Consider the following 18,692-nt stretch of genomic DNA (forward strand, 5'->3'; position numbering starts at 1 on the left):
CGGGGCCGGTCCTGTGTGCGGCACGACGTGCGGGTCAGGCGCTGACCAGCTCGCGGTCCTTGTCCGGGCCCTGGTCCTGCGCGGAGCCGGAAGCGCCCCCCGCCTCCAGGTGCCGGCGCAGGCTCTCGCCCTCCACGTCCACGTTGGGCAGCAGCCGGTCCAGCCAGCGCGGCAGCCACCAGGCCCTGTGGCCGAGCAGGGCGAGCACCGCCGGGACGATGGTCATGCGGACGATGAAGGCGTCGAAGAAGACGGCGACGGCCAGTCCGAAGCCGATCATCTTCACCATCTGCTCGCTGGCGCCGATGAAGCCGGCGAACACGGCGATCATGATGACGGCGGCGGCCACGACCACGCGGGCGCTGTACTGGAAGCCGGTGACGACGGCCTGGCCCGGGCGCTCGCCGTGGACGTACGCCTCACGCATCCGGGTGACGAGGAAGACCTCGTAGTCCATGGCCAAGCCGAAGACGACGCCCACCATGAAGATCGGCATCATGCTCATGATCGGACCGGTCTGCTCCACCCCGAAGAGCGAGCCGAGCCAGCCCCACTGGAAGACCGCGACGACCGCGCCGAGGGCCGCGACGACCGAGAGCAGGAAGCCGAGGGCCGCCTTGAGCGGGACCAGGACCGAGCGGAAGACCAGCATCAGCAGCAGGAAGGCGAGGCCGACGACGAGCCCGAGGTAGGGCAGCAGCGCGTCGTTCATCTTCTGCGAGAAGTCGATGTTCATCGCGGTGGCGCCGGTGACGAGCACGCCGTCCGGGCTGCCCTCGCGGATCTCGTGGACCAGTGCCTCGGTCTCCGCGGAGGCCGGGCGGTCCTTCGGGATCACCGTGATGATCGAGGCGTCGCCGTCCTTGTTGGGGCTCGGCGGGGTGACCACGGCCACGCCCTGGAGGCCCTTGATCCGCGCCTCGGTCTGGTCGGCGAGCTTCTTGTCGCCGTCGACGACCACGAGCAGCGGGCCGTTGAAGCCGGGGCCGAAGCCCTCCGAGAGCAGGTCGTAGGCCTTGCGCTGGGTGGTGGAGACCGGCTGGGCCCCGTCGTCGGGCAGGCCCATCTCCAGCTTGCCCGCCGGGATGGCGAGGGCGCCGAGGCCGATCACGCCGGCGAGGAGCACGAGCACCGGGCGGCGCAGCACGAAGCGGGCCCAGCGGGTGCCGCCGTTGGCCTTGGGCTCGGCGCCGGCCGGGCGGCCCTTGCCGAACAGCCTGCTCTTGGTGCCCGCGGGCAGGACCTTCTTGCCCGCGAAGCCCAGGATGGACGGGACCAGCGTCAGGGCGACGAGGACGGCGATGACCACGGTTCCCGCGGCGGCGACGCCCATCTTGGTCAGCATCGGGATGTTGACGACGGCCAGGCCCACGAGGGCGATGACCACGGTCAGGCCGGCGAAGACGACGGCGGAGCCGGCGGTTCCGACGGCCCGTCCCGCGGCCTCGTCCCGCTCGCGGCCCTCGGCGAGCTCCACGCGGTAGCGGGAGACGATGAAGAGGGCGTAGTCGATGCCGACCGCGAGGCCGATCATCATCGCGAGGGTGGAGGTGGTGGAGCCGAGGTCGAGCACGTTGGCGAGGGCGGTGATGCTGGAGACGCCGATGCCGACGCCGATCAGCGCGGTCAGCAGCGGCAGCCCGGCCGCGACCAGCGAGCCGAAGGTGATGACCAGCACGATCGCGGCGATCACGATGCCGATGATCTCGCCGGAGCCCTGCTCGGGCGCGGTCATCAGGGCGTCGCCGCCGATCTCGACGGTCAGCCCGGCGGCCTTGGCGGCGGTGCCGGACCCCTTCAGCGCGTCGCGCGTGTCGTCCTTCAGCTCCATGCCGCTGACGGTGTACTTCACGCTGACGTACGCCGTGGAGCCGTCCCGGCTCACCGCCTGCACCTGGAAGGGGTCGGTGACCGAGGCGACCTGGGCCTTGCCCTCGCCGCCCTTGATACCGGAGACGATCTTCTCGACCTGGGCCTTGTTGGCCTGGTCGGTGATCTTCGCGCCCTGCGGCGCCTTGATGACGATGCGCGCGGAGGCGCCGTCGGCGGACATGCCCGGGAACTTCTCGTCCAGCACGTCGAAGGCCTTCTGGGCCTCCGTACCGGGCATGGAGAACGAGCCGGAGGTGGGGGCGCCCGCAGACGCCGCGCCGAAGCCGGCGGCGAAGAGCAGCGCCACCCATATGAGGGCGACGAGGCCGCGGCGCCGGAAGGCGCCCCTGCCGAGTCTGTAGAGGAAGGTGGCCACGGAGGCGGTTCTCCCGTTCAGGTCGTGGTGGATCCGTCGTGGGACGGATCAGGGCGTGGAGAGCCGGCCCGACGACGAGAGCGGCGTGTCAGGAGCAGCAGGGCGGTGCGCTGTACGGGTCGAGCTCAGACGCCGAGGGCGGGGAAGACCACGGCGTCGATGAACTGGCCGAGGAAGGTCCGGTCGACGGACCGGTCCTCGATCAGCGGGAGCGAGATGAACGCCCCGATGAGCATGTGCGGTACGAACGGAAGGGCCGGACAGTCGGGGGCGATCTCCCCCCGGTCGACGGCTCGCCTCAGCATCACCTGGAGTCCGGTGATCTCCGGGTCGACCAGCAGGTCCCGCAGCGCCTTGTGGAGCTCCGGGCTCTCGTGGACGGCGTGGGCGAGACCCCGCATCAGGGCGGTGTCCTTCGCCATCTGCGCGTCGTCGGAGCGCTGGACCATCTGCCCGAAGTCCCCGCGCAGGCTGCCCGTGTCGATCTCCGCCAGGGAGACCGGCTGGGTGCACCGCAGGGCCTTGGCGACCAGCTCGGCCTTGCTCCCCCACTGGCGGTAGAGGGTGGCCTTGCTGGACTTCGTACGGGCGGCGACCGCGTCCATGGTCAGCGCCTCGTAGCCGACCTCGCGCAGGAGGTCCAGGACCGCCCCGTGGAGTTCGGCCTCCCGCTCGGGGGTGATGCGGCTGCGCCGCGAGGAGACTTCCTCGGGCATGTCCGACACCTCCCGTTCGAGCGAAACCGTTGCGTACACCGACGACGATACCCCTCGAGCCAACGAAACGAAACCGTTCCGTTTCGTTTATGGGGGTGGCGTGGATCACCTGTACGAGTTGCCGCGCCCCTTCGACGCGGAAAGCATTGTGGGGTGAGTCACGACGTCGCGTACCTCCGCTTCCCGCACCTGCACGACGACCTCCTGTGCTTCGCCGCCGAGGACGACCTCTGGGTCGCCCCGCTGGTCCCGGAGGGCCGGAGCCCCGGCCGGGCCTGGCGGATCACCGTCGACCGCACCCGCATCGGCCACCCCCGCTTCTCGCCCGACGGCCGCCACATCGCCTTCACCACCTGGCGCAGCCTCGACCCCGAGATCCACCTCGCCCCGGTCGACGGCGGCCCGGCCCGCCAGCTCAGCTACTGGGGGGCCACCGACACCCGGGTCTGCGGCTGGACCCCGCCGGACAAGGACGGCCGCAGCGACATCCTGGCGGTGTCCTCGCACGGGCAGCCGTTCTCCTACTTCGCCTGGGCCTACTGCCTGCCCACCGACGGCTCCCCCGGCGGGCGCCTGCCGTGGGGGCCGGTCTCCGACATCGCGGTGCACGACGAACCGGGCAACGGGGAAGGAGCCGGCGAGCGGCGCACCCTGCTGCTGACCGGCAAGCCCCCGCACGAGCCCGCCGCCTGGAAGCGCTATCGCGGCGGCGCCACCGGCCGGCTCTGGCTGCACGGCAAACGGCTGCTGGAGGACATCGACGGCCACCTCGACGCCCCGATGTTCGTCGACGGGCGGATCGCCTTCCTCTCCGACCACGAGGGAATCGGCAACCTGTACTCCTGCCTGCCCGACGGCACCGACCTGCGCCGCCACACCGACCACGAGGAGTTCTACGCCCGCCACGCCTCCAGCGACGGCCGGCGCGTCGTCTACCAGTGCGCCGGCGACCTGTGGCTCGTCGACTCCCTCTCGCCCGACGCCTCCCCGCGCCGCCTCGAGGTCCGCCTCGGCGGCCCCCGCGCGGGCCGGCGCATCTACCAGGTGCCCGCCGCCCACCACGTCGACTCCCTGTCCGTGGACACCACCGGGCGGGCCAGCGCCGTGGTCATCCGCGGCAGCCTGTACTGGCTCACCCACCGCGACGGGCCCGCCCGCACCATCGCCGACACCCCCGGGGTACGGGTCCGGCTGCCCGAGATGCTCGGCACGAGCGGGCAGATCGCGTACGTGACGGACGCCGAGGGCGAGGACGCCGTCGAGATCGCCTCCCTGCCGCGGGCCTCCGGCGACCGCGAGCCCCGGCGGCTGGCCTCGGGGCAGCTGGGCCGCGTACTGGAGCTGCTCTCCGACCCGGACGGCGAGCGCCTCGCGATCGCCTCCCACGACGGGCGGCTGCTGCTCATCGACGCCACCGAGGAGTCGGACGGCGAGGTCACCGAGCTGATCCGGTCCGTCAACGGGCCCGTCACCGACCTGGCGTTCTCACCGGACGGGGCCTGGCTGACCTGGTCGCACCCGGGCATCGGGCGCTCGCTGCGGCAGATCAAGATGGCCCGGATCTCCGGCCCGGGCCCGCGCTCCGTCGTGGACGTCACCAACGGCCGCTTCGAGGACGACCACCCCGTCTTCACCCGCGACGGCCGCTACCTCGCCTTCCTGTCCTGGCGCGGCTTCGACCCGGTGTACGACGTGCACACCGGCGACCTGTCCTTCCCGCTGGGCTGCCGCCCGTACCTGGTGCCGCTGTCCTCGGCGACGCCCTCGCCCTTCGCGCTCACCCCCGAGGGCCGGCCCGCCGCCGGCGGACTCGACCCGGTGGAAGGCGAGTCCGGGGAGGGCGACGGCTCGGTGATCGTGGAGGTGGAGGGCCTGGAGAGCCGGGTCACCCCCTTCCCGGTGGCGGCCTCCAAGTACTCGGCGCTGCACCCGGTCCACGGCGGCGGGCTGGTGTGGCTGCGCTGGCCGATCTCCGGAGCGCTCGGCGAGACCTTCGCCAACCCCGCCGACATCAGCGGCAAGCCCACCCTGGAGCACTTCGACATCACCAAGGCCCGCAAGAGCGAACTGGCCTCCGGGCTGGACTGGTTCGCGGTCAGCGGCGACGGCACCCGGCTCGTCCTCAACGACGACGGCGACCTGCGGGCGGTGCCCGCCACCGAGTCGGGCGACAGCGACTCCACCGTCTACCTGGACCTGCGGCGCATCCGGCACGAGGTGGACCCCGCCGCCGAATGGCGCCAGGCCTTCGAGGAGGCGGGCCGGCTGATCCGCGCCTACTTCTGGGAACCGAACATGTGCGGCATCGACTGGGACGGCGTCCTCGCCCAGTACCGGCCGCTGGTCGAACGGGTCGCCTCCCCCGACGAGTTCGCGGACCTCATGCGCGAGGTGCTCGGCGAGCTCGGCACCTCCCACGCGTACGTCTCCCCCGCCCGCCGCAACGAGGGCCCGCCGCACTACCAGCGGCCCATCGGGCTGCTCGGCGCCAACCTCGTGCCGCGGGAGGAGGGCTGGGTCGTCAAGCGGATCCTGCCCGGCGAGTCCTCCGACTCCAAGGCCCGCTCCCCGCTCGCCGGCACCGGGATCCGGGAGGGGGCCGTGCTCACCCACGTGGACGGCCGCCCCGTGGACCCGGTGACCGGGCCCTACCCGCTGCTCGCGGCCGCGGGCGGCACCACCGTCGAGCTGACCTTCACGCCCGCCGAAGGGGAGGGCCGCGCCCGGCGGGTGGCGGTGGTCCCGCTGATCGACGAGCGGCCGCTGCGCTACCAGGACTGGGTCTCCAAGCGGCGCGCCGTCGTCCGCGAGGTCAGCGGCGGCAAGTGCGGCTACCTGCACATCCCCGACATGGGCGGCTCCGGCTGGGCGCAGTTCAACCGCGACCTGCGCATGGAGATGTCCCGGCCGGCCCTGATCGTGGACGTGCGCGGGAACGCCGGCGGTCACATCAGCGAGCTGGTGGTGGAGAAGCTGACCCGCTCGATCCTCGGCTGGGACCTCACGCGCAACGCCCAGCCCGTCAGTTACGCCTCCAACGCGCCCCGTGGCCCGATCGTGGCGCTGGCCGACGAGGCGACCTCCTCCGACGGCGACATGATCACCGCCGCGATCAAACTGCTGGGCCTGGGCCCGGTGGTGGGCCAGCGCACCTGGGGCGGGGTCGTCGGCATGACGGGCCGGCACACCCTGGGCGACGGCACGGTGATCACGGTGCCGATGAACGCCGCCTGGTTCCCGGAGTACGGCTGGTCGGTGGAGAACCACGGGGTGGAGCCGGACCTGGAGATCCTGCGGACCCCGCTCGACTGGGCGGAGGGTCGGCACGCCCAACTGGACGACGCCGTGCACCTGGCGCTGGAGCTGCTGGAGCAGGACCCGGCCGCCGTACCGCCCGGCTACGAGGACGTGCCCGACCTGCGGCGGCCGAAGCTGCCGCCGCGGTAGCGGACAAGGGACGACGAAGGAAGGACGCAGGAAGGGACACGGGAAAGGACGCAGGAGGGGCGCGACCCGGAGAAGAGTACGGGTCGCGCCCCTCGGCGCTGCGGTGCTGTGTGCGTCAAGGCCCTTTGGCAGTCAGGCCCGTTCGGTCACCCGCCGGCTCACGCGTCCCAGTCGTCGAGCTCGTCGCGCGCGTCGTCCAGTTTGTCCTGGCCGCTCTGCCGGGCCCGCTCCTGGCCCTGCTGGGCCTTGCCCTTGGCCTGCTGGGAGCGCTGCGACGCATCCTGCTGGGCTTGCCGGGTCTTGCCCTTGAGCTCCTGCGCCTTGTTCTGGGACTCGTCCTTGATGCCCATGCTTTTCCCTCCTGGAGGGTCTAGGGGATCGGGCCTCGACCAGACTTGCACGACCGGGCAAATGCCGCATTTCGATCAGTTGCGCTGCATCCTGGCCTGCTCGTCGGCGGCCCCGCCCGCCCCCACCAGCCCCTTGGGCCCCTCGCCCAGGCGCGGTTCGAACCGCTTCATCTCCCGCTGTCCGCCGAGCGCGATGAGCGCCGGCAGGTAGCCGCGGACCGACTGCATCCCGCGCAGCCACCACTGGGCGTACACGTGCGCCGAGCGGCGCTCGATGCCGGCGACGATCCGGTCCACGGCCGGACCCAGGGGGTACGTGCGGTTCGCGGGCCACGGCAGCCGCCCGCGCAGCTCGCGCATCACCTCGTGCTGGTCGGCGCCGCGCACCATGTCGGTGTCGGTCCAGGACAGGTAGCCGACACCGACCTTGACGCCCTTGTGCCCGACCTCGGCGCGCAGGCAGTGCGCGAAGGCCTCGACCCCGGACTTGGAGGCGCAGTACGCCGACATCATCGGCGCGGGCGTCATCGCGGCGAGCGAGGCGATCTGGAGGAAGTAGCCCCGGCTCGCGGTCAGGGCGGGCAGGAAGGCGCGGGCGGTGACGGCGCCGCCGATCAGGTTCACCTCGATCACCCGGCGCCAGGAATCGGGGTCGGAGTCGGCGAGCGGGCCGCCGGCGGCCACGCCCGCGTTCGCGACGACGATGTCCACCTTCCCGAAGCGCTGCTCCACCTCCTGTGCGACCCGGGACATCGCCTCCTGGTCGGTGACGTCGGCGTACCAGTGGTCGCTGTCGGTGTGCAGCCGCTCGGAGACCTCCTTGAGGGCCTCCGGCTCCAGGCCGACCAGCGCCACGCGGGCGCCGCGCGCGGAGAGTGTGCGGGCGAGCAGCTCGCCGACGCCGCGGGCGGCGCCGGTGACGACGGCGACCCGGCCTTCCAGACTCCTGTGGGTGCTCACGGCGTCTTCTCCTTCTGCTCCTGGGACGTCGGGGTCAGATACCGGCCGACCAGCTCGCGCACGGCGCCGGTGACGGCCTCGGGGGCCTCGATCGGGGTCATGTGGCCCATTCCGGTGAGCTCGGTCAGCCCCACGCAGTGGGACAGGGCCGCGGCGAGGCCGCGGGCGTGCCCGATCGGGGTGAGCCGGTCGCTGGTGCCGCCGATGACGGCCGTGGGCGCGGTGAGCGCGGCCAGGCCCTCGTCCAGGTCCAGGTCGGCCAGGACCCGGGACCAGCCGTGGCGGACGTCGGTGGGGCAGGCGTGCACGATGCGGGCGCAGGCGTCGACCCGGTCGGGCGCCGAACCGGGGCCCATGGTGGCGTACTTCAGCACCTGCCGGGCCACGGGCGTGACCGGCCCGAGCGGGGCGCGCGAGCCGAGGACGGCCCGGGTCAGGCGGGTCCGTACCGGGCCGGGGCGCCAGGGGACCACGAGGGACTCGGCGGTCAGGCGGGAGCTGCCGGTGCTGCACAGCAGCGCGGCCGCGGTGTGCTCGGCGAACTCGGGCCGGCCCGCGGCGGCCATGATGGTCATGCCGCCCATGGAGTGCCCGGCGACGACGGCGCGCTCGCCGGGGGCGAGGGTGGTGCGCAGCACGGCGACGAGGTCGTCGGCGAGCGCGGTGGTGCTGTAGCCGGAGGCGGGGACGACGGGGCTGCGCCCGTGGCCGCGCTGGTCGTAGGCGATGACCCGGTGGTCGCGGGCGAGGTCGCGTATCTGCGCGGCCCAGAAGGCGGTCGAGCAGGTCCAGCCGTGGGCGAGGACGACGGCCGGGGCCTCCTCGGGCCCGTGCTCCTCGACGTGCAGGCGGGCGCCGTCGGCGGAGACGGCGAACCGTTCGCTCCGCGCGGCGGGCGGGGCGTACCGCCCGGTGGTGGCGTGGGCCGGGCGGCGGTCCGTACGGCGGCTCATGCGGCGTCCTCCTCGGCGGCGGCCCTGGCGGCGGCGGACGCCGCTGCCTTGGCGGTGGCAGGGGCCTTCGCCCGGGCGGGGGCCTTCGCCTGGGCCGGGACCCGCTCGGGGCCGCCGTCCCGGACGCGCACCACCTCGTACTCGCCGAGGTCCACGCTCCGCGTGAGCTTGCGGAACTCGCCGGTGGTCCCCGGCCAGACGGTGGTGTTGCGGCCCTGGGCGTCCAGGTACCAGCTGGTGCAGCCGCCGGTGTTCCAGACGGTCCGCTGCATCCGGGCCTGGACGTGCCGGTTCCACCGGTTCACGGCCGACGGCCGGGCGGCGAGCGCGACCCGCCCGCCCGGGCCGCTTCCCTCGAGGAGGGCCAGTTGGCGCAGGTAGTCCGCCATGTAGTTCAGCTGCGACTCGATCATCAGGATCATCGAGCTGTTCCCGAGCCCGGTGTTCGGCCCGATGATCGTCATCCAGTTCGGGAAGCCGGCCGCGGTCGCCCCGCGCAGCGCCTGCATCCCGTCCTTCCAGTGGTCCGCGAGCGTACGGCCCTCCGCCCCCACCACCCGGTCCGCGATCGGCATGTCGGTGACGTGGAAGCCCGTCCCGAAGACGATCGCGTCGGCCTCGGCCTCGGTGCCGTCTGCGGCGACGAGGGTGGCGCCGCGGACCTCCTTCAGCCCGGAGGCCACGAGGTCCACGTTGGGCCGGGCGAGCGCCGGGTAGTACTCGCTGGACAGCAGGATCCGCTTGCAGCCGATCCGGTACGAGGGCGTCAGCCTGGCCAGCAGCTCCGGGTCCTTGATGGAGCGGGCCATATTGGCCTTGGCCAGCGATTCGATCAGGCCCAGCTGGTTCGGCCGCTTGGTGAAGGCGCTGACCTGGAGCTCGCGGATCCCCCAGAGCAGCCCGCGCCGGGCCGCCCGGGTGAACGGCAGCTGCCGGTGCAGCCAGCGTTCGACCGAGCTGATGGCCCGGTCGGTGCGCGGCATGACCCACGGCGGCGTGCGCTGGAAGAGGGTGAGCCGCTCCACGTCGGGTGCGATGGCCGGGACGATCTGGATGGCGGAGGCACCGGTCCCGATCACGGCGACGCGCTTGCCGCGCAGGTCGTAGTCGTGGTCCCAGCGGGCGGAGTGGAAGACCTTGCCGGGGAATTCGGCCAGTCCGGGCACCTCGGGCATCTTCGGGTCGGACAGCGGCCCCGTCGCGGAGACGACGACGTCGGCGGTGAGCGTGCCGCCCGTGGTCTCGATCTCCCAGTGCAGCCGCTCGGCGTCCCAGCGGGCCGTGCGGACCTCGTGGTTCAGCCGGATGTGCGGGCGCAGGCCGAAGGTGTCGGCGACGTGCTCCAGGTAGGCCCGGATGTGCGGCTGTCCGGAGAAGGTGCGCGGCCAGTCGGGGTTGGGCGCGAAGGAGAAGGAGTAGAGGTGGGAGGGCACGTCGCAGGCGCAGCCGGGGTAGCTGTTGTCGCGCCAGGTCCCGCCGACGGAGTCCGCCCGCTCCAGGACGACGAAGTCCGTGATCCCCTCCCGGCGCAGCCGGACGGCCGCGCCCAGCCCGCCGAACCCGGAGCCGATCACCGCCACCCGGACGTGCTCACGCCCGCCCGTGCCGCCCGTGCCGCCGCCCATGCCGCTCATGCCCGCCGCCTCTCCGCATCGCACCGTCGCGCCACTCTGCCAGCAATCACTGGCACAATCGGGAGGGTAGAGCAGCTCCGTACCCATGGGTAGGGGTCGCACCCGGAAAGTTACTGCCGGTACGCCATAGGCTTCGGCCGTGGCAGACAGGGAAGCGGGGACGACAGTGCGCGAATACCGTACGGAGGAGCTGGCCGAGGCGGCCGGAATCCCCGTCCGCACCCTGCGCTTCTACCGCGAGCGCCGGCTCCTGCCGCCGCCGCGCCGCGAGGGCCGCATCGCCTGGTACGACGACCACCACCTGGCCCGGCTGCGCACCATCGCCGCCCTGCTGGAGCGGGGCCACACCCTCGGCGGCATAGCCGAGCTCACCGCCGCCTTCGAAAACGGCCGCGACGTCAGCCAGCTCGGCGAGCTGCTCGGGATCGGCTGGTCCGAGGAGACGCCCGTGCGGCTGACGCCGGAGGCCCTCGCGGACTACTTCGAGGGAGAGGTCACCCCGGAGAACCTGGCGGCCTCCCTCGACCTCGGCTACCTCGCCACCGACGGCGACGCCATCGTCCACGTCAGCCGCCGCCTGCTCGACGTCTCCTCGGCCCTGGTGCGCGAGGGCATCCCGCTGGCGGCGGTCCTGGAGACCGGCCGCCGGGTCCGCGCGCACGCGGACGCCATGGCCGCCCTGTTCGCCGAGCTCATCGCCGAGCACCTGCCCGACGAGGAGGCGGTGACCCGGCTGCGCCCCCTGGCCAAGAGCGTGGTGGAGGCGGAGCTCTCCCTGGCGATGGACCGCCTGCTGGCGGCGGCCCGCCCGCCGGGCGCCGCTCAGGAGGGGCCGAGCTCGTAGACGGCGGTCACCGGGGCGTGGTCGGACCACCGCTCCGGGTGCGTCTCGGCCCGCTCGACGAACGCCTTGACCGCGCGCGCCGCGAGCCCCGGGGAGGCGACCTGGAGGTCGATGCGCCAGCCGGCGTCGTTGTCGAAGGCGCGGCCGCGATAGGACCACCACGAGTAGGGGCCCTCGGTGTCGGGGTGCAGGGCCCGCACCACGTCCACGTACCCGGCCTCGTCGTAGACCTTCCCGAGCCACTCGCGCTCCTCGGGCAGGAACCCGGCGCTCTTGCGGTTGGTCCGCCAGTTCTTGAGGTCCGCCTCGCGGTGGCAGATGTTCCAGTCGCCGCAGACGACGACCTCGCGCCCGCCGGCCGCGGCGCGCTCGCGCAGCCCGGCCAGATAGGGCAGGAACTCCGCCATGAACCGGTACTTCTCGTCCTGCTTCGCGGTCCCCGCCTCCCCCGAGGGCAGGTACAGGCTGGCGACGGTCACGCCGGGCAGGTCCACCTCCAGGTAGCGCCCGGAGGCGTCGAACTCCTCGCTGCCGAAGCCGACCTGCACCCGCTCGGGCGCCCGGCGCGTGTACACCGCGACCCCGGCCCGCCCCTTGGCGGCGGCCGGCGCGAAGACGGTGTGCCAGCCCTCGGGGCTGCGCACCTCCTCGGGGATCTGCGCCTCCTCCGCCCGCACCTCCTGCAGGCACACGACATCGGCATCCGACCCGGCCAGCCACGGGGAGAAGCCCTTCTTGGCGGCGGCGCGGATCCCATTCACGTTCACGGAGGTCACGATGAGCATCCCAGCACCATAGCCCGACCGTTCCGTACGATGTCCGGATGTCTCACGGGATCCAGCTCCGCGCAGTGCCCTACGACCACCCCGACGCGGTCAGGCTCGACGGCCAGGTCCAGCTCGAGTACCAGGCCCGCTACGGCGGCGAGGGCGACGCCACCTCCCTCGACCCGGCGATGTTCGTCCCGCCGCAGGGCCTGTACCTGCTCGCCTACGACGAGGCCGGCGCCCCGGTCGCCAGCGGCGGCTGGCGCACGCAGGACAAGAACGACGAGGGCTACGCGGACGGCGACGCCGAACTGAAGCGCATGTACGTCATACCCGCGGCCCGCGGCCTCGGCCTGGCCCGCCGCATCCTGGCGGAGCTGGAGGCCGACGCCCGGGCCGCGGGCCGCACCCGCATGGTCCTGGAGACCGGCGACCAGCAGCCGGAGGCCATCGCCCTCTACCTCTCCTCGGGCTACGCCCCGTCGGAGAAGTTCGGCTACTACCGCGACTACGACAGCAGCCGCTGCATGGCCAAGCCCCTCACCCACCCGTGACCCGAATCCCCACAACGGCCCGGGTCCGCCGGGCCGTTCGGCCATGACCCCGGAAACGCCGAGATCCCGCCCGGTCTTTCGACCTGACGGGATCTCGTGACGATTCCCGGTAGCTATCCGAGAACTGTCGTTTGTGGACCTGTGGGGATTTGAACCCCAGACCCCCTCGATGCGAACGAGGTGCGCTACCAGACTGCGCCACAGGCCCTTGCGACGTGTGAAACATTAGCATCCCCGCGGTGCTGCTCCAAAATCCGTTCCCCGGAGCGGCCGTGCGGGGTCATTCGTTGGCCGCGCGGGGGCGGTCCTCGCTCTCGTACTGGTCGAACAGCGGGGTGCGGCCGCGGCCCTGGGCGCGGGGGCGGCCCGGCTGGGGCTTCGCGTCCTGCTTCGGGTCGGCCTTGGCCGCAGGGCCGGGCTGGGCCCGCAGCCGGGGGTCGGTCGGCTCGGCCGCGCTGGAGCGGGTCGCGCTCCAGGCGTCGGGCGCGGCCGGGCCCGTGGCGCGCGGGGCGACCGGGGCGGTGACGTACGTGGGCAGCGGGACCGGGACCGGCTCCCAGCTGTCCCCGCGGACGGGGCCGCGTTCGCGCTCGCGGGTCTGGTCGACCCATTCGGCGTGGTCGGTCTGCTCGACCAGGGCCCGCCGCCCGGCCTCCTGCGGGGACACGGGTGGCGCGGGCTCCGGTTCGGCGCCCGGGGCCTCCTCGGCCTCGCGGCGCCGCGGCCGGCTCTCGCGCAGGCGGCGGGCGGCCGCCTCGGCGCGCCGCCGGTCCATGGTGAACTCGTAGCGCCGCCGCTCCTGGGCGCGCAGGTACGCGATGTACGCGCTCAGCATCACGGCGGGAACGGCCGGGGCCCACAGGTAGGCGATGCCGCCGACGGCGGCGACGACGGCGCCCAGCGTGAAGGCCAGGAAGAGGAGCGCGGTGGTGCGGCGGCGGCGGGCGAGCACCTGCAGCCGCTGCTCGCGGCGCTGCCGCTCCACCTGGGCCGAGCGCGGCTCCGCCCTGGTCGGGGGTACGACGACGGGCCGGGCGTCGGCGTCCACGGAATTCACCGTTTCCGTCGCGGCGTCCGGATCAGCGTGGTACTTGGGCTCCGCCTCTTGGTCGGCGCGCTCACGCAGCCCCTTGGCGTAACGGCGCTCCATTCCCGCCCGGCCGGAAAGCAGCCGAATGGCAGTGGAGAAGCGTTCCGTCGGACGGGCCTCGTTCAGCTCGTCCTGCCTCCGGAGCCACATGGGCACCAAGTAGGCGGCCCAGGCCCCCACAATGACTGCGTAGATGAGGCCGCTGCTGCTCACACCTCACACCGTAGAGGGGCGCGGCCGGGAGGATCCGCCAATTGGACCGGTGTGTCGCACGAACCGGCTGATATCACCGACTTTTTTTGTGATTCTTCGGATCACGTTATGGCCCCATGGTTGCCGGACCATTGGAATTCGAACAGAGATTCGATATTTCTTATGGGGGAGTCGTCCCCTGGGCGCGGCGGCGGTGCCAGCGGCGCAGCAGGCCCTCCGGGACCTCCTCCGCCGTGAGGGCGTACACGAGGTGGTCGCGCCAGGCGCCGTCGATGTGGAGGTAGCGCGGCCGCAGGCCCTCCTCGCGGAAACCGAGCTTCTCCACCACGCGCCGGCTCGGCGCGTTCTCCGGGCGGATGCACACCTCGATGCGGTGCAGGCCGACCTGGCCGAAGCAGTGGTCCACGGCCAGCGCCACGGCGGTCGGCATCACACCGCGGCCGGCGACCTCGCGGTCCACCCAGTAGCCGACGTGGCCCGCGCACATCGAGCCCCAGGTGATCCCGGCGACGGTGAGCTGGCCGACCAGCCGGCCCCGGTACTCGATCACGAAGGGCAGCATCCGCCCCGCGTGGGCCTCCGCCCGCAGGTGGCGGACCATCTGCCGGTACGTGGGCCGCTGGACCACCGGCCCCCACGGCGCGGGCGGCGGGATCGTGGCCTCCCACGGCCGCAGCCACTCGCGGTTGCGCCGGTTGACCTCGCGCCAGGCGCTCTGGTCGCGCAGTTTTATCGGCCGCAGCGTGACGTCGCCGTCGGTCAGTACCACCGGCCAGGAGGGTGCGTTCAGCTCGGGCTCCCGGACGGTCTGGGGTGGTCACCGCCGCGGAGCTGGTCCACCGCGTGCGGCAGGAGCCGAGCGAGGACGGCGAGGCCGTCGCGGACGCCGCCCGTGGAGCCGGGCAGGTTGACGATCAGGGTGCGGCCGGCCACGCCCGCCAGGCCCCGCGAGAGGGCCGCGGTCGGCACCTTGGCCAGGCCCTCGGCGCGGATCGCCTCCGGGATGCCGGGGACCTCGTAGTCCAGCACCCGCGCGGTGGCGTCCGGGGTGCGGTCGGTGGGCGAGATGCCCGTGCCGCCCGTGGTGAGGATGACGTCGTACCCGGCGGCCACGCCCTCGCGCAGCGCCTGCTCGACGGGGTCCCCGTCGGGGACGACGCGCGGGCCGTCGACCGTGAAGCCCAGCGCGAGCAGGCCCTCGGCGAGCAGCGGGCCGCCCTTGTCGGCATACACGCCGGCCGAGGCGCGGTTGGACGCGGTGACCACGAGCCCGCGCGGGGCGGGACGGTCCGCCTCCGGCACGGCCCCGGCGGGCTGCCCGGCCGCGGCCCCCGCGTCGTGGCTGTGGCTGAAGGCGTCGCCGGCGCGCGGGGCGTTCATGCGCGCGTCCAGTCGCCGGACTTGCCGCCGGTCTTCTCCTCGACCCGGACGTCCGTGATGACCGCGCCCTTGTCGACGGCCTTGACCATGTCGACCACGGTCAGCCCGGCGACGGCGACGGCGGTCAGCGCCTCCATCTCCACGCCGGTGCGGTCGGCGGTCTTGACGGTGGCGAGGATCTCCACGGCGTCGTCCGCGACCGACAGGTCGACCTTGACGCCGGAGACGGCCAGCGGGTGGCAGAGCGGGATCAGGTCGGGGGTCTTCTTGGCGCCCATGATCCCGGCGATCCGCGCGGTGGCGAGGGCGTCGCCCTTGGGGACGCCCTCGCCGCGCAGCAGCTCGATCACGTGCGGGGAGACGAGCACGCGCCCGCTGGCGCGCGCCGTCCGCGTCGTGACGTCCTTCTCCGAGACGTCCACCATCCGGGCCGCACCGGCCTCGTCGATGTGCGTCAGCCTGTTCTGCGTGTTCATGGGTACGTGCCGCTCCCGCTCCGGGCCCCGAGGGGCCTGTGTGGTGCAACACGCTACCCGCACCCGCGGCGGTTCAGCCGAGCAGGACCATCAGCCGAGCAGGACCACTTCCAGATCGGCCCCCGGCTCGGCCGAGGTGACGTCCTCCGGCACGACGATCAGGGCGTTGGCGTGGGCCAGTGCGGCGATCAGGTGCGAGCCGGATCCGCCGACCGGGCTGACCGTGCCGCTCTCCGGGTCGTACGCGCCGCGCAGGAACTGGCGGCGGCCGGCCGGGGAGCCGATGGCCTCGTCCGCCTTCAGCTCGGCGCGCACGCTCGGCCGGCTGACGTCGGGCAGGCCCATGAGCGCCCGGATGGCGGGCCGCACGAACAGTTCGAAGGAGACGTACGAGGACACCGGGTTGCCCGGCAGGGCCAGCAGCGGGGTGTGGTCGGGGCCGATGGTGCCGAAGCCCTGCGGCTTGCCCGGCTGCATCGCGAGCTTGCGGAACTCCATGCGCCCGGCGCCCGGCTCGTCCTCGGAGCCGCCGGCCGCGGAGAGGGCCTCCTTGACCACGTCGTACGCGCCGACGCTGACGCCCCCGGTGGTGACCAGCAGGTCGGCCCGGATCAGCTGGTCCTCGATGGTCGCCCGCAGGGTCTCGGCGTCGTCGGCGACGGCCCCGACCCGGTACGCGATCGCCCCGGCGTCGCGGGCCGCGGCGGCCAGGGCGAAGCTGTTGGAGTCGTAGATCGTCCCCGCGGCCAGCGCCTCGCCGGGCTGGACCAGCTCGCTGCCGGTGGACAGCACCACCACGCGCGGCCGCGGCCGCACCCGTACGGTGCCGCGCCCGATGGCGGCGAGCAGGGCGATCTGCGGCGGGCCGAGGACCGTGCCCGCGGCCAGGGCGAGGTCCCCCGCCTGGACGTCGCTGCCGCGGGCGCGGACGTGGGCCCGCGCCTCGGCCGGCCGGTGCACCCGCACCTCGCCGGCCGCGCCCTCCGGGGCCGCGCTGGCGGGGGCCATCCCGGCGGCCGCGCCGCCTCCGGTGCCGCCGTCGGTCCACTCGACCGGGACGACGGCCTCCGCGCCGGGCGGGAGCGGCGCCCCGGTCATGATCCGGGCGGCCTGGCCGGGGCCGACGACGGGCAGCTCGCCGCTGCCCGCCGCCACGTCCCCGACGACCGTGAGCACCGCGGGGAACTCCTCGCTGGCGCCCTGCACATCGGCCGTGCGGACGGCGTACCCGTCCATCGAGCTGTTGTCGAAGGGCGGGAGGGCGACGGGCACGGTGACGTCCTCCACCAGGACACAGCCCTGGGCATCGAGCAGCTGGAGCTCGATGGGCTCCAGCGGCCGGACGGCGGCGAGGACGTCCGCGAGGTGCTCGTCCACCGACCACAGGCGGCTGCGGCCGGCGTCCTGCGATGCGTCAGGGCTGCTCAAGGTCCTACATCTCCTCCGTGACGTAACGGTGAAGCCAGGTGCGGAACTCCGGGCCCAGGTCCTCACGCTCGCACGCGAGGCGGACGATGGCCCGCAGGTAGTCGCCGCGGTCCCCCGTGTCGTAGCGGCGGCCCCGGAAGACCACGCCGTGCACCGGGCCGCCCACGGTCTCGTCGGCGGCAAGCTTCTGCAGGCCGTCGGTGAGCTGGATCTCCCCGCCGCGGCCCGGCTCGGTCTCCCGCAGTATGTCGAAGATCGCGGGGTTGAGGACATAGCGTCCGATGACGGCGTAGTTGCTGGGCGCCTCGGCGGCGCTCGGCTTCTCGACGAGACCGGTGATGCGGACGACGCCGTCCTCGCCGGTGGCCTCGACCGCGGCGCAGCCGTAGAGGTGGATGCTCTCCTGCGGGACCTCCATGAGGGCGATCACGGAGCCGCCGGTGCGCTGCTGGACGTCGGCCATCTGGCGCAGCAGGGGGTCGCGCGGGTCGATGAGGTCGTCGCCGAGGAGGACGGCGAAGGGCTCGTTGCCGACGTGCGGCTCGGCGCACAGGACGGCGTGGCCGAGGCCGCGCGGGTCGCCCTGGCGGACGTAGTGCATGGTGGCCAGGTCGCTGGATTCCTGGACCTTCTTCAGCCGGTCGTCGTCACCCTTGGCGGTGAGCGCGGACTCCAGCTCGTAGTTGCGGTCGAAGTGGTCTTCCAGGGCCCGCTTGTTACGCCCTGTGATCATGAGGACGTCGTCCAGCCCGGCCGAGACGGCCTCCTCGACGACGTACTGGATGGCCGGCTTGTCCACGACCGGGAGCATTTCCTTGGGCGTCGCCTTCGTCGCCGGAAGGAAGCGGGTGCCGAGGCCCGCGGCAGGGATGACTGCCTTTTTGATCACGGGGTGCAACTGAGTCATGGGCAGAACCATAGTGGGTGATGCCGTGGCCCCAGGTTTGATTCCGGTAATTAGATCCGCTTTTGGCCCGCTTCGAAAGGAAATCTGAGTCAGCTGTGGTAAGGAACGCACAGAACCCCCCGCACCCGTCCGAGAAGGCGCTGCTCCGCCGCGAACTCCTGGCCGCCCGTCGCGCCTTGGCGCCCGCCGCCCTGCGCGATGCGGCCCGCGCGCTCGCCCGGTCCGCCCGGGCCCTGCCCGAACTGGCGGGCGCGCAGACCGTCGCCGCGTACGTCTCCGTCGGCTCCGAACCCGGCACCCGCGACCTGCTGGACGCGCTGCACGCCGCCGGCAAGCGCGTCCTGCTGCCGGTCCTGCTGCCCGACAACGACCTCGACTGGGCCGCGTACGAGGGCCCGGACTCCCTCGCCGAGACCACCCACCCGGGCAAGATCGCGCTGCTGGAGCCCACCGGCCCCCGGCTCGGGCCGGACGCGGTCGTCGGCGCCGACGCCGTGCTGCTGCCCGGGCTGGCCGTCGACGGGCGTGGGATGCGCCTGGGGCGCGGCGGGGGCTCGTACGACCGGGTGCTCGCGCGCCTGGAGCGCGCCGGGGCGCATCCGGCGCTGGTCGTGCTCCTCTACGACGACGAGGTGGTCGCGCGGGTCCCGGAGGAACCGCACGACCACCCCGTCCAGGCGGTCGCCACCCCGTCGGGGGTGGTGCGCTTCACGTCTTCGGCGTGA

General features: G+C 73.3%; 18 protein-coding genes and 1 tRNA gene. 5 read left to right on the forward strand and 14 right to left on the reverse strand.

Going from position 1 to position 18,692, the window contains the following annotated elements; all coding sequences use genetic code 11:
• Positions 1-34 precede the first annotated feature (34 nt).
• Both AB0953_RS10710 and AB0953_RS10715 read right to left on the reverse strand, forming a co-directional pair.
• Positions 35-2,248, reverse strand: coding sequence for an MMPL family transporter (locus tag AB0953_RS10710; RefSeq protein WP_366859045.1), 2,214 nt, complete (start codon positions 2,246-2,248; stop codon positions 35-37).
• Between the two features lie 125 nt (positions 2,249-2,373).
• The gene (locus tag AB0953_RS10715) at positions 2,374-2,964 is read right to left on the reverse strand and encodes a TetR/AcrR family transcriptional regulator (RefSeq protein ID WP_366859046.1); all 591 of its coding nucleotides are present in this window, start codon (positions 2,962-2,964) and stop codon (positions 2,374-2,376) included.
• On the opposite strand from AB0953_RS10715, the gene AB0953_RS10720 reads away from it, so the two are divergent.
• Together AB0953_RS10720 and AB0953_RS10725 are read left to right on the forward strand one after the other, a co-directional pair.
• A complete protein-coding gene (locus AB0953_RS10720; protein WP_366859047.1) occupies positions 2,963-3,121 on the forward strand; it encodes a hypothetical protein in 159 nt (52 codons plus the stop codon). The two genes, AB0953_RS10715 and AB0953_RS10720, sit on opposite strands and share 2 nt — an antisense overlap.
• Positions 3,118-6,411 (forward strand): S41 family peptidase, encoded by a 3,294-nt coding sequence (locus AB0953_RS10725; RefSeq protein ID WP_366859048.1) that lies wholly within the window; start codon positions 3,118-3,120, stop codon positions 6,409-6,411. The genes AB0953_RS10720 and AB0953_RS10725 overlap by 4 nt, the downstream gene beginning before the upstream one ends.
• A 158-nt stretch (positions 6,412-6,569) precedes the next feature.
• Here the strand turns inward: AB0953_RS10725 and AB0953_RS10730 are convergent, their stop codons facing one another.
• The 4 genes from AB0953_RS10730 to AB0953_RS10745 all read right to left on the reverse strand — a co-directional run bounded on the left by AB0953_RS10730 (position 6,570) and on the right by AB0953_RS10745 (position 10,308).
• On the reverse strand, positions 6,570-6,761 hold the full coding sequence (locus tag AB0953_RS10730) for a hypothetical protein (protein WP_366859049.1): 192 nt from the start codon (positions 6,759-6,761) through the stop codon (positions 6,570-6,572).
• A 75-nt stretch (positions 6,762-6,836) separates the two neighbouring features.
• Positions 6,837-7,721, reverse strand: a complete 885-nt coding sequence (locus tag AB0953_RS10735) for an SDR family oxidoreductase (protein WP_366859050.1) — start codon at positions 7,719-7,721, stop codon at positions 6,837-6,839.
• Positions 7,718-8,674 (reverse strand): alpha/beta hydrolase, encoded by a 957-nt coding sequence (locus tag AB0953_RS10740; protein ID WP_366859051.1) that lies wholly within the window; start codon positions 8,672-8,674, stop codon positions 7,718-7,720. Before AB0953_RS10740 ends, AB0953_RS10735 begins: the two co-directional genes overlap by 4 nt.
• Entirely contained in the window at positions 8,671-10,308 is a 1,638-nt protein-coding gene (locus AB0953_RS10745; protein WP_366859052.1) for an NAD(P)/FAD-dependent oxidoreductase, read from the reverse strand. The genes AB0953_RS10740 and AB0953_RS10745 overlap by 4 nt, the downstream gene beginning before the upstream one ends.
• A 139-nt stretch (positions 10,309-10,447) precedes the next feature.
• Between AB0953_RS10745 and AB0953_RS10750 the strand changes: the two genes are divergently transcribed.
• Positions 10,448-11,152 carry a MerR family transcriptional regulator gene (locus tag AB0953_RS10750; protein ID WP_366859053.1) on the forward strand — a complete coding sequence of 235 codons (705 nt, stop codon included), beginning with the start codon at positions 10,448-10,450 and terminating at the stop codon, positions 11,150-11,152.
• On the opposite strand, the gene AB0953_RS10755 is transcribed toward AB0953_RS10750, so the two are convergent.
• A complete protein-coding gene (locus AB0953_RS10755; protein WP_366859054.1) occupies positions 11,131-11,937 on the reverse strand; it encodes an exodeoxyribonuclease III in 807 nt (268 codons plus the stop codon). The genes AB0953_RS10750 and AB0953_RS10755 overlap by 22 nt on opposite strands.
• A 38-nt stretch (positions 11,938-11,975) precedes the next feature.
• Here AB0953_RS10755 and AB0953_RS10760 point away from each other — a divergent pair, with 38 nt between their 5' ends.
• Positions 11,976-12,473, forward strand: coding sequence for a GNAT family N-acetyltransferase (locus AB0953_RS10760; RefSeq protein WP_366859055.1), 498 nt, complete (start codon positions 11,976-11,978; stop codon positions 12,471-12,473).
• 134 nt (positions 12,474-12,607) lie between these two features.
• Here the strand turns inward: AB0953_RS10760 and AB0953_RS10765 are convergent.
• From AB0953_RS10765 to galU, 7 genes are all read right to left on the reverse strand, one after another.
• Positions 12,608-12,681: transfer RNA gene (locus AB0953_RS10765), tRNA-Ala, on the reverse strand.
• A gap of 72 nt (positions 12,682-12,753) precedes the next feature.
• Positions 12,754-13,776, reverse strand: a complete 1,023-nt coding sequence (locus AB0953_RS10770) for a hypothetical protein (RefSeq protein ID WP_366859056.1) — start codon at positions 13,774-13,776, stop codon at positions 12,754-12,756.
• 160 nt (positions 13,777-13,936) lie between these two features.
• Positions 13,937-14,545 carry a GNAT family protein gene (locus AB0953_RS10775; protein WP_366859057.1) on the reverse strand — a complete coding sequence of 203 codons (609 nt, stop codon included), beginning with the start codon at positions 14,543-14,545 and terminating at the stop codon, positions 13,937-13,939.
• Positions 14,546-14,562: 17 nt separating this feature from the next.
• A complete protein-coding gene (locus tag AB0953_RS10780; protein WP_366859058.1) occupies positions 14,563-15,156 on the reverse strand; it encodes a MogA/MoaB family molybdenum cofactor biosynthesis protein in 594 nt (197 codons plus the stop codon).
• Positions 15,153-15,632 (reverse strand): cyclic pyranopterin monophosphate synthase MoaC, encoded by a 480-nt coding sequence (gene moaC / locus AB0953_RS10785; protein WP_366859059.1) that lies wholly within the window; start codon positions 15,630-15,632, stop codon positions 15,153-15,155. Before moaC ends, AB0953_RS10780 begins: the two co-directional genes overlap by 4 nt.
• A 90-nt stretch (positions 15,633-15,722) precedes the next feature.
• Positions 15,723-17,060: a gephyrin-like molybdotransferase Glp gene (glp, locus tag AB0953_RS10790; protein ID WP_366859060.1), complete on the reverse strand. Its 1,338-nt coding sequence runs from the start codon at positions 17,058-17,060 to the stop codon at positions 15,723-15,725.
• A gap of 4 nt (positions 17,061-17,064) precedes the next feature.
• Positions 17,065-17,967, reverse strand: coding sequence for a UTP--glucose-1-phosphate uridylyltransferase GalU (galU, locus tag AB0953_RS10795; protein WP_366859061.1), 903 nt, complete (start codon positions 17,965-17,967; stop codon positions 17,065-17,067).
• A 95-nt stretch (positions 17,968-18,062) separates the two neighbouring features.
• On the opposite strand from galU, the gene AB0953_RS10800 reads away from it, so the two are divergent.
• Positions 18,063-18,692: a 5-formyltetrahydrofolate cyclo-ligase gene (locus AB0953_RS10800; RefSeq protein ID WP_366859062.1), complete on the forward strand. Its 630-nt coding sequence runs from the start codon at positions 18,063-18,065 to the stop codon at positions 18,690-18,692.

This window comes from Streptomyces sp. NPDC046866, assembly GCF_040704625.1.
Taxonomy (GTDB): Bacteria; Actinomycetota; Actinomycetes; order Streptomycetales; family Streptomycetaceae; genus Streptomyces.

Excerpts from the sequence above, each read along its gene's own strand:
- AB0953_RS10755 (WP_366859054.1), bottom strand. The coding sequence starts at position 11,937 with ATGCTCATCGTGACCTCCGTGAACGTGAATGGGATCCGCGCCGCCGCC.
- galU (WP_366859061.1), bottom strand. The coding sequence starts at position 17,967 with ATGACTCAGTTGCACCCCGTGATCAAAAAGGCAGTCATCCCTGCCGCG.
- AB0953_RS10780 (WP_366859058.1), bottom strand. The coding sequence starts at position 15,156 with ATGAACGCCCCGCGCGCCGGCGACGCCTTCAGCCACAGCCACGACGCG.
- moaC (WP_366859059.1), bottom strand. The coding sequence starts at position 15,632 with ATGAACACGCAGAACAGGCTGACGCACATCGACGAGGCCGGTGCGGCC.
- AB0953_RS10740 (WP_366859051.1), bottom strand. The coding sequence starts at position 8,674 with ATGAGCCGCCGTACGGACCGCCGCCCGGCCCACGCCACCACCGGGCGG.
- AB0953_RS10730 (WP_366859049.1), bottom strand. The coding sequence starts at position 6,761 with ATGGGCATCAAGGACGAGTCCCAGAACAAGGCGCAGGAGCTCAAGGGC.
- AB0953_RS10745 (WP_366859052.1), bottom strand. The coding sequence starts at position 10,308 with ATGAGCGGCATGGGCGGCGGCACGGGCGGCACGGGCGGGCGTGAGCAC.
- AB0953_RS10760 (WP_366859055.1), top strand. The coding sequence starts at position 11,976 with ATGTCTCACGGGATCCAGCTCCGCGCAGTGCCCTACGACCACCCCGAC.
- AB0953_RS10720 (WP_366859047.1), top strand. The coding sequence starts at position 2,963 with ATGTCCGACACCTCCCGTTCGAGCGAAACCGTTGCGTACACCGACGAC.
- AB0953_RS10715 (WP_366859046.1), bottom strand. The coding sequence starts at position 2,964 with ATGCCCGAGGAAGTCTCCTCGCGGCGCAGCCGCATCACCCCCGAGCGG.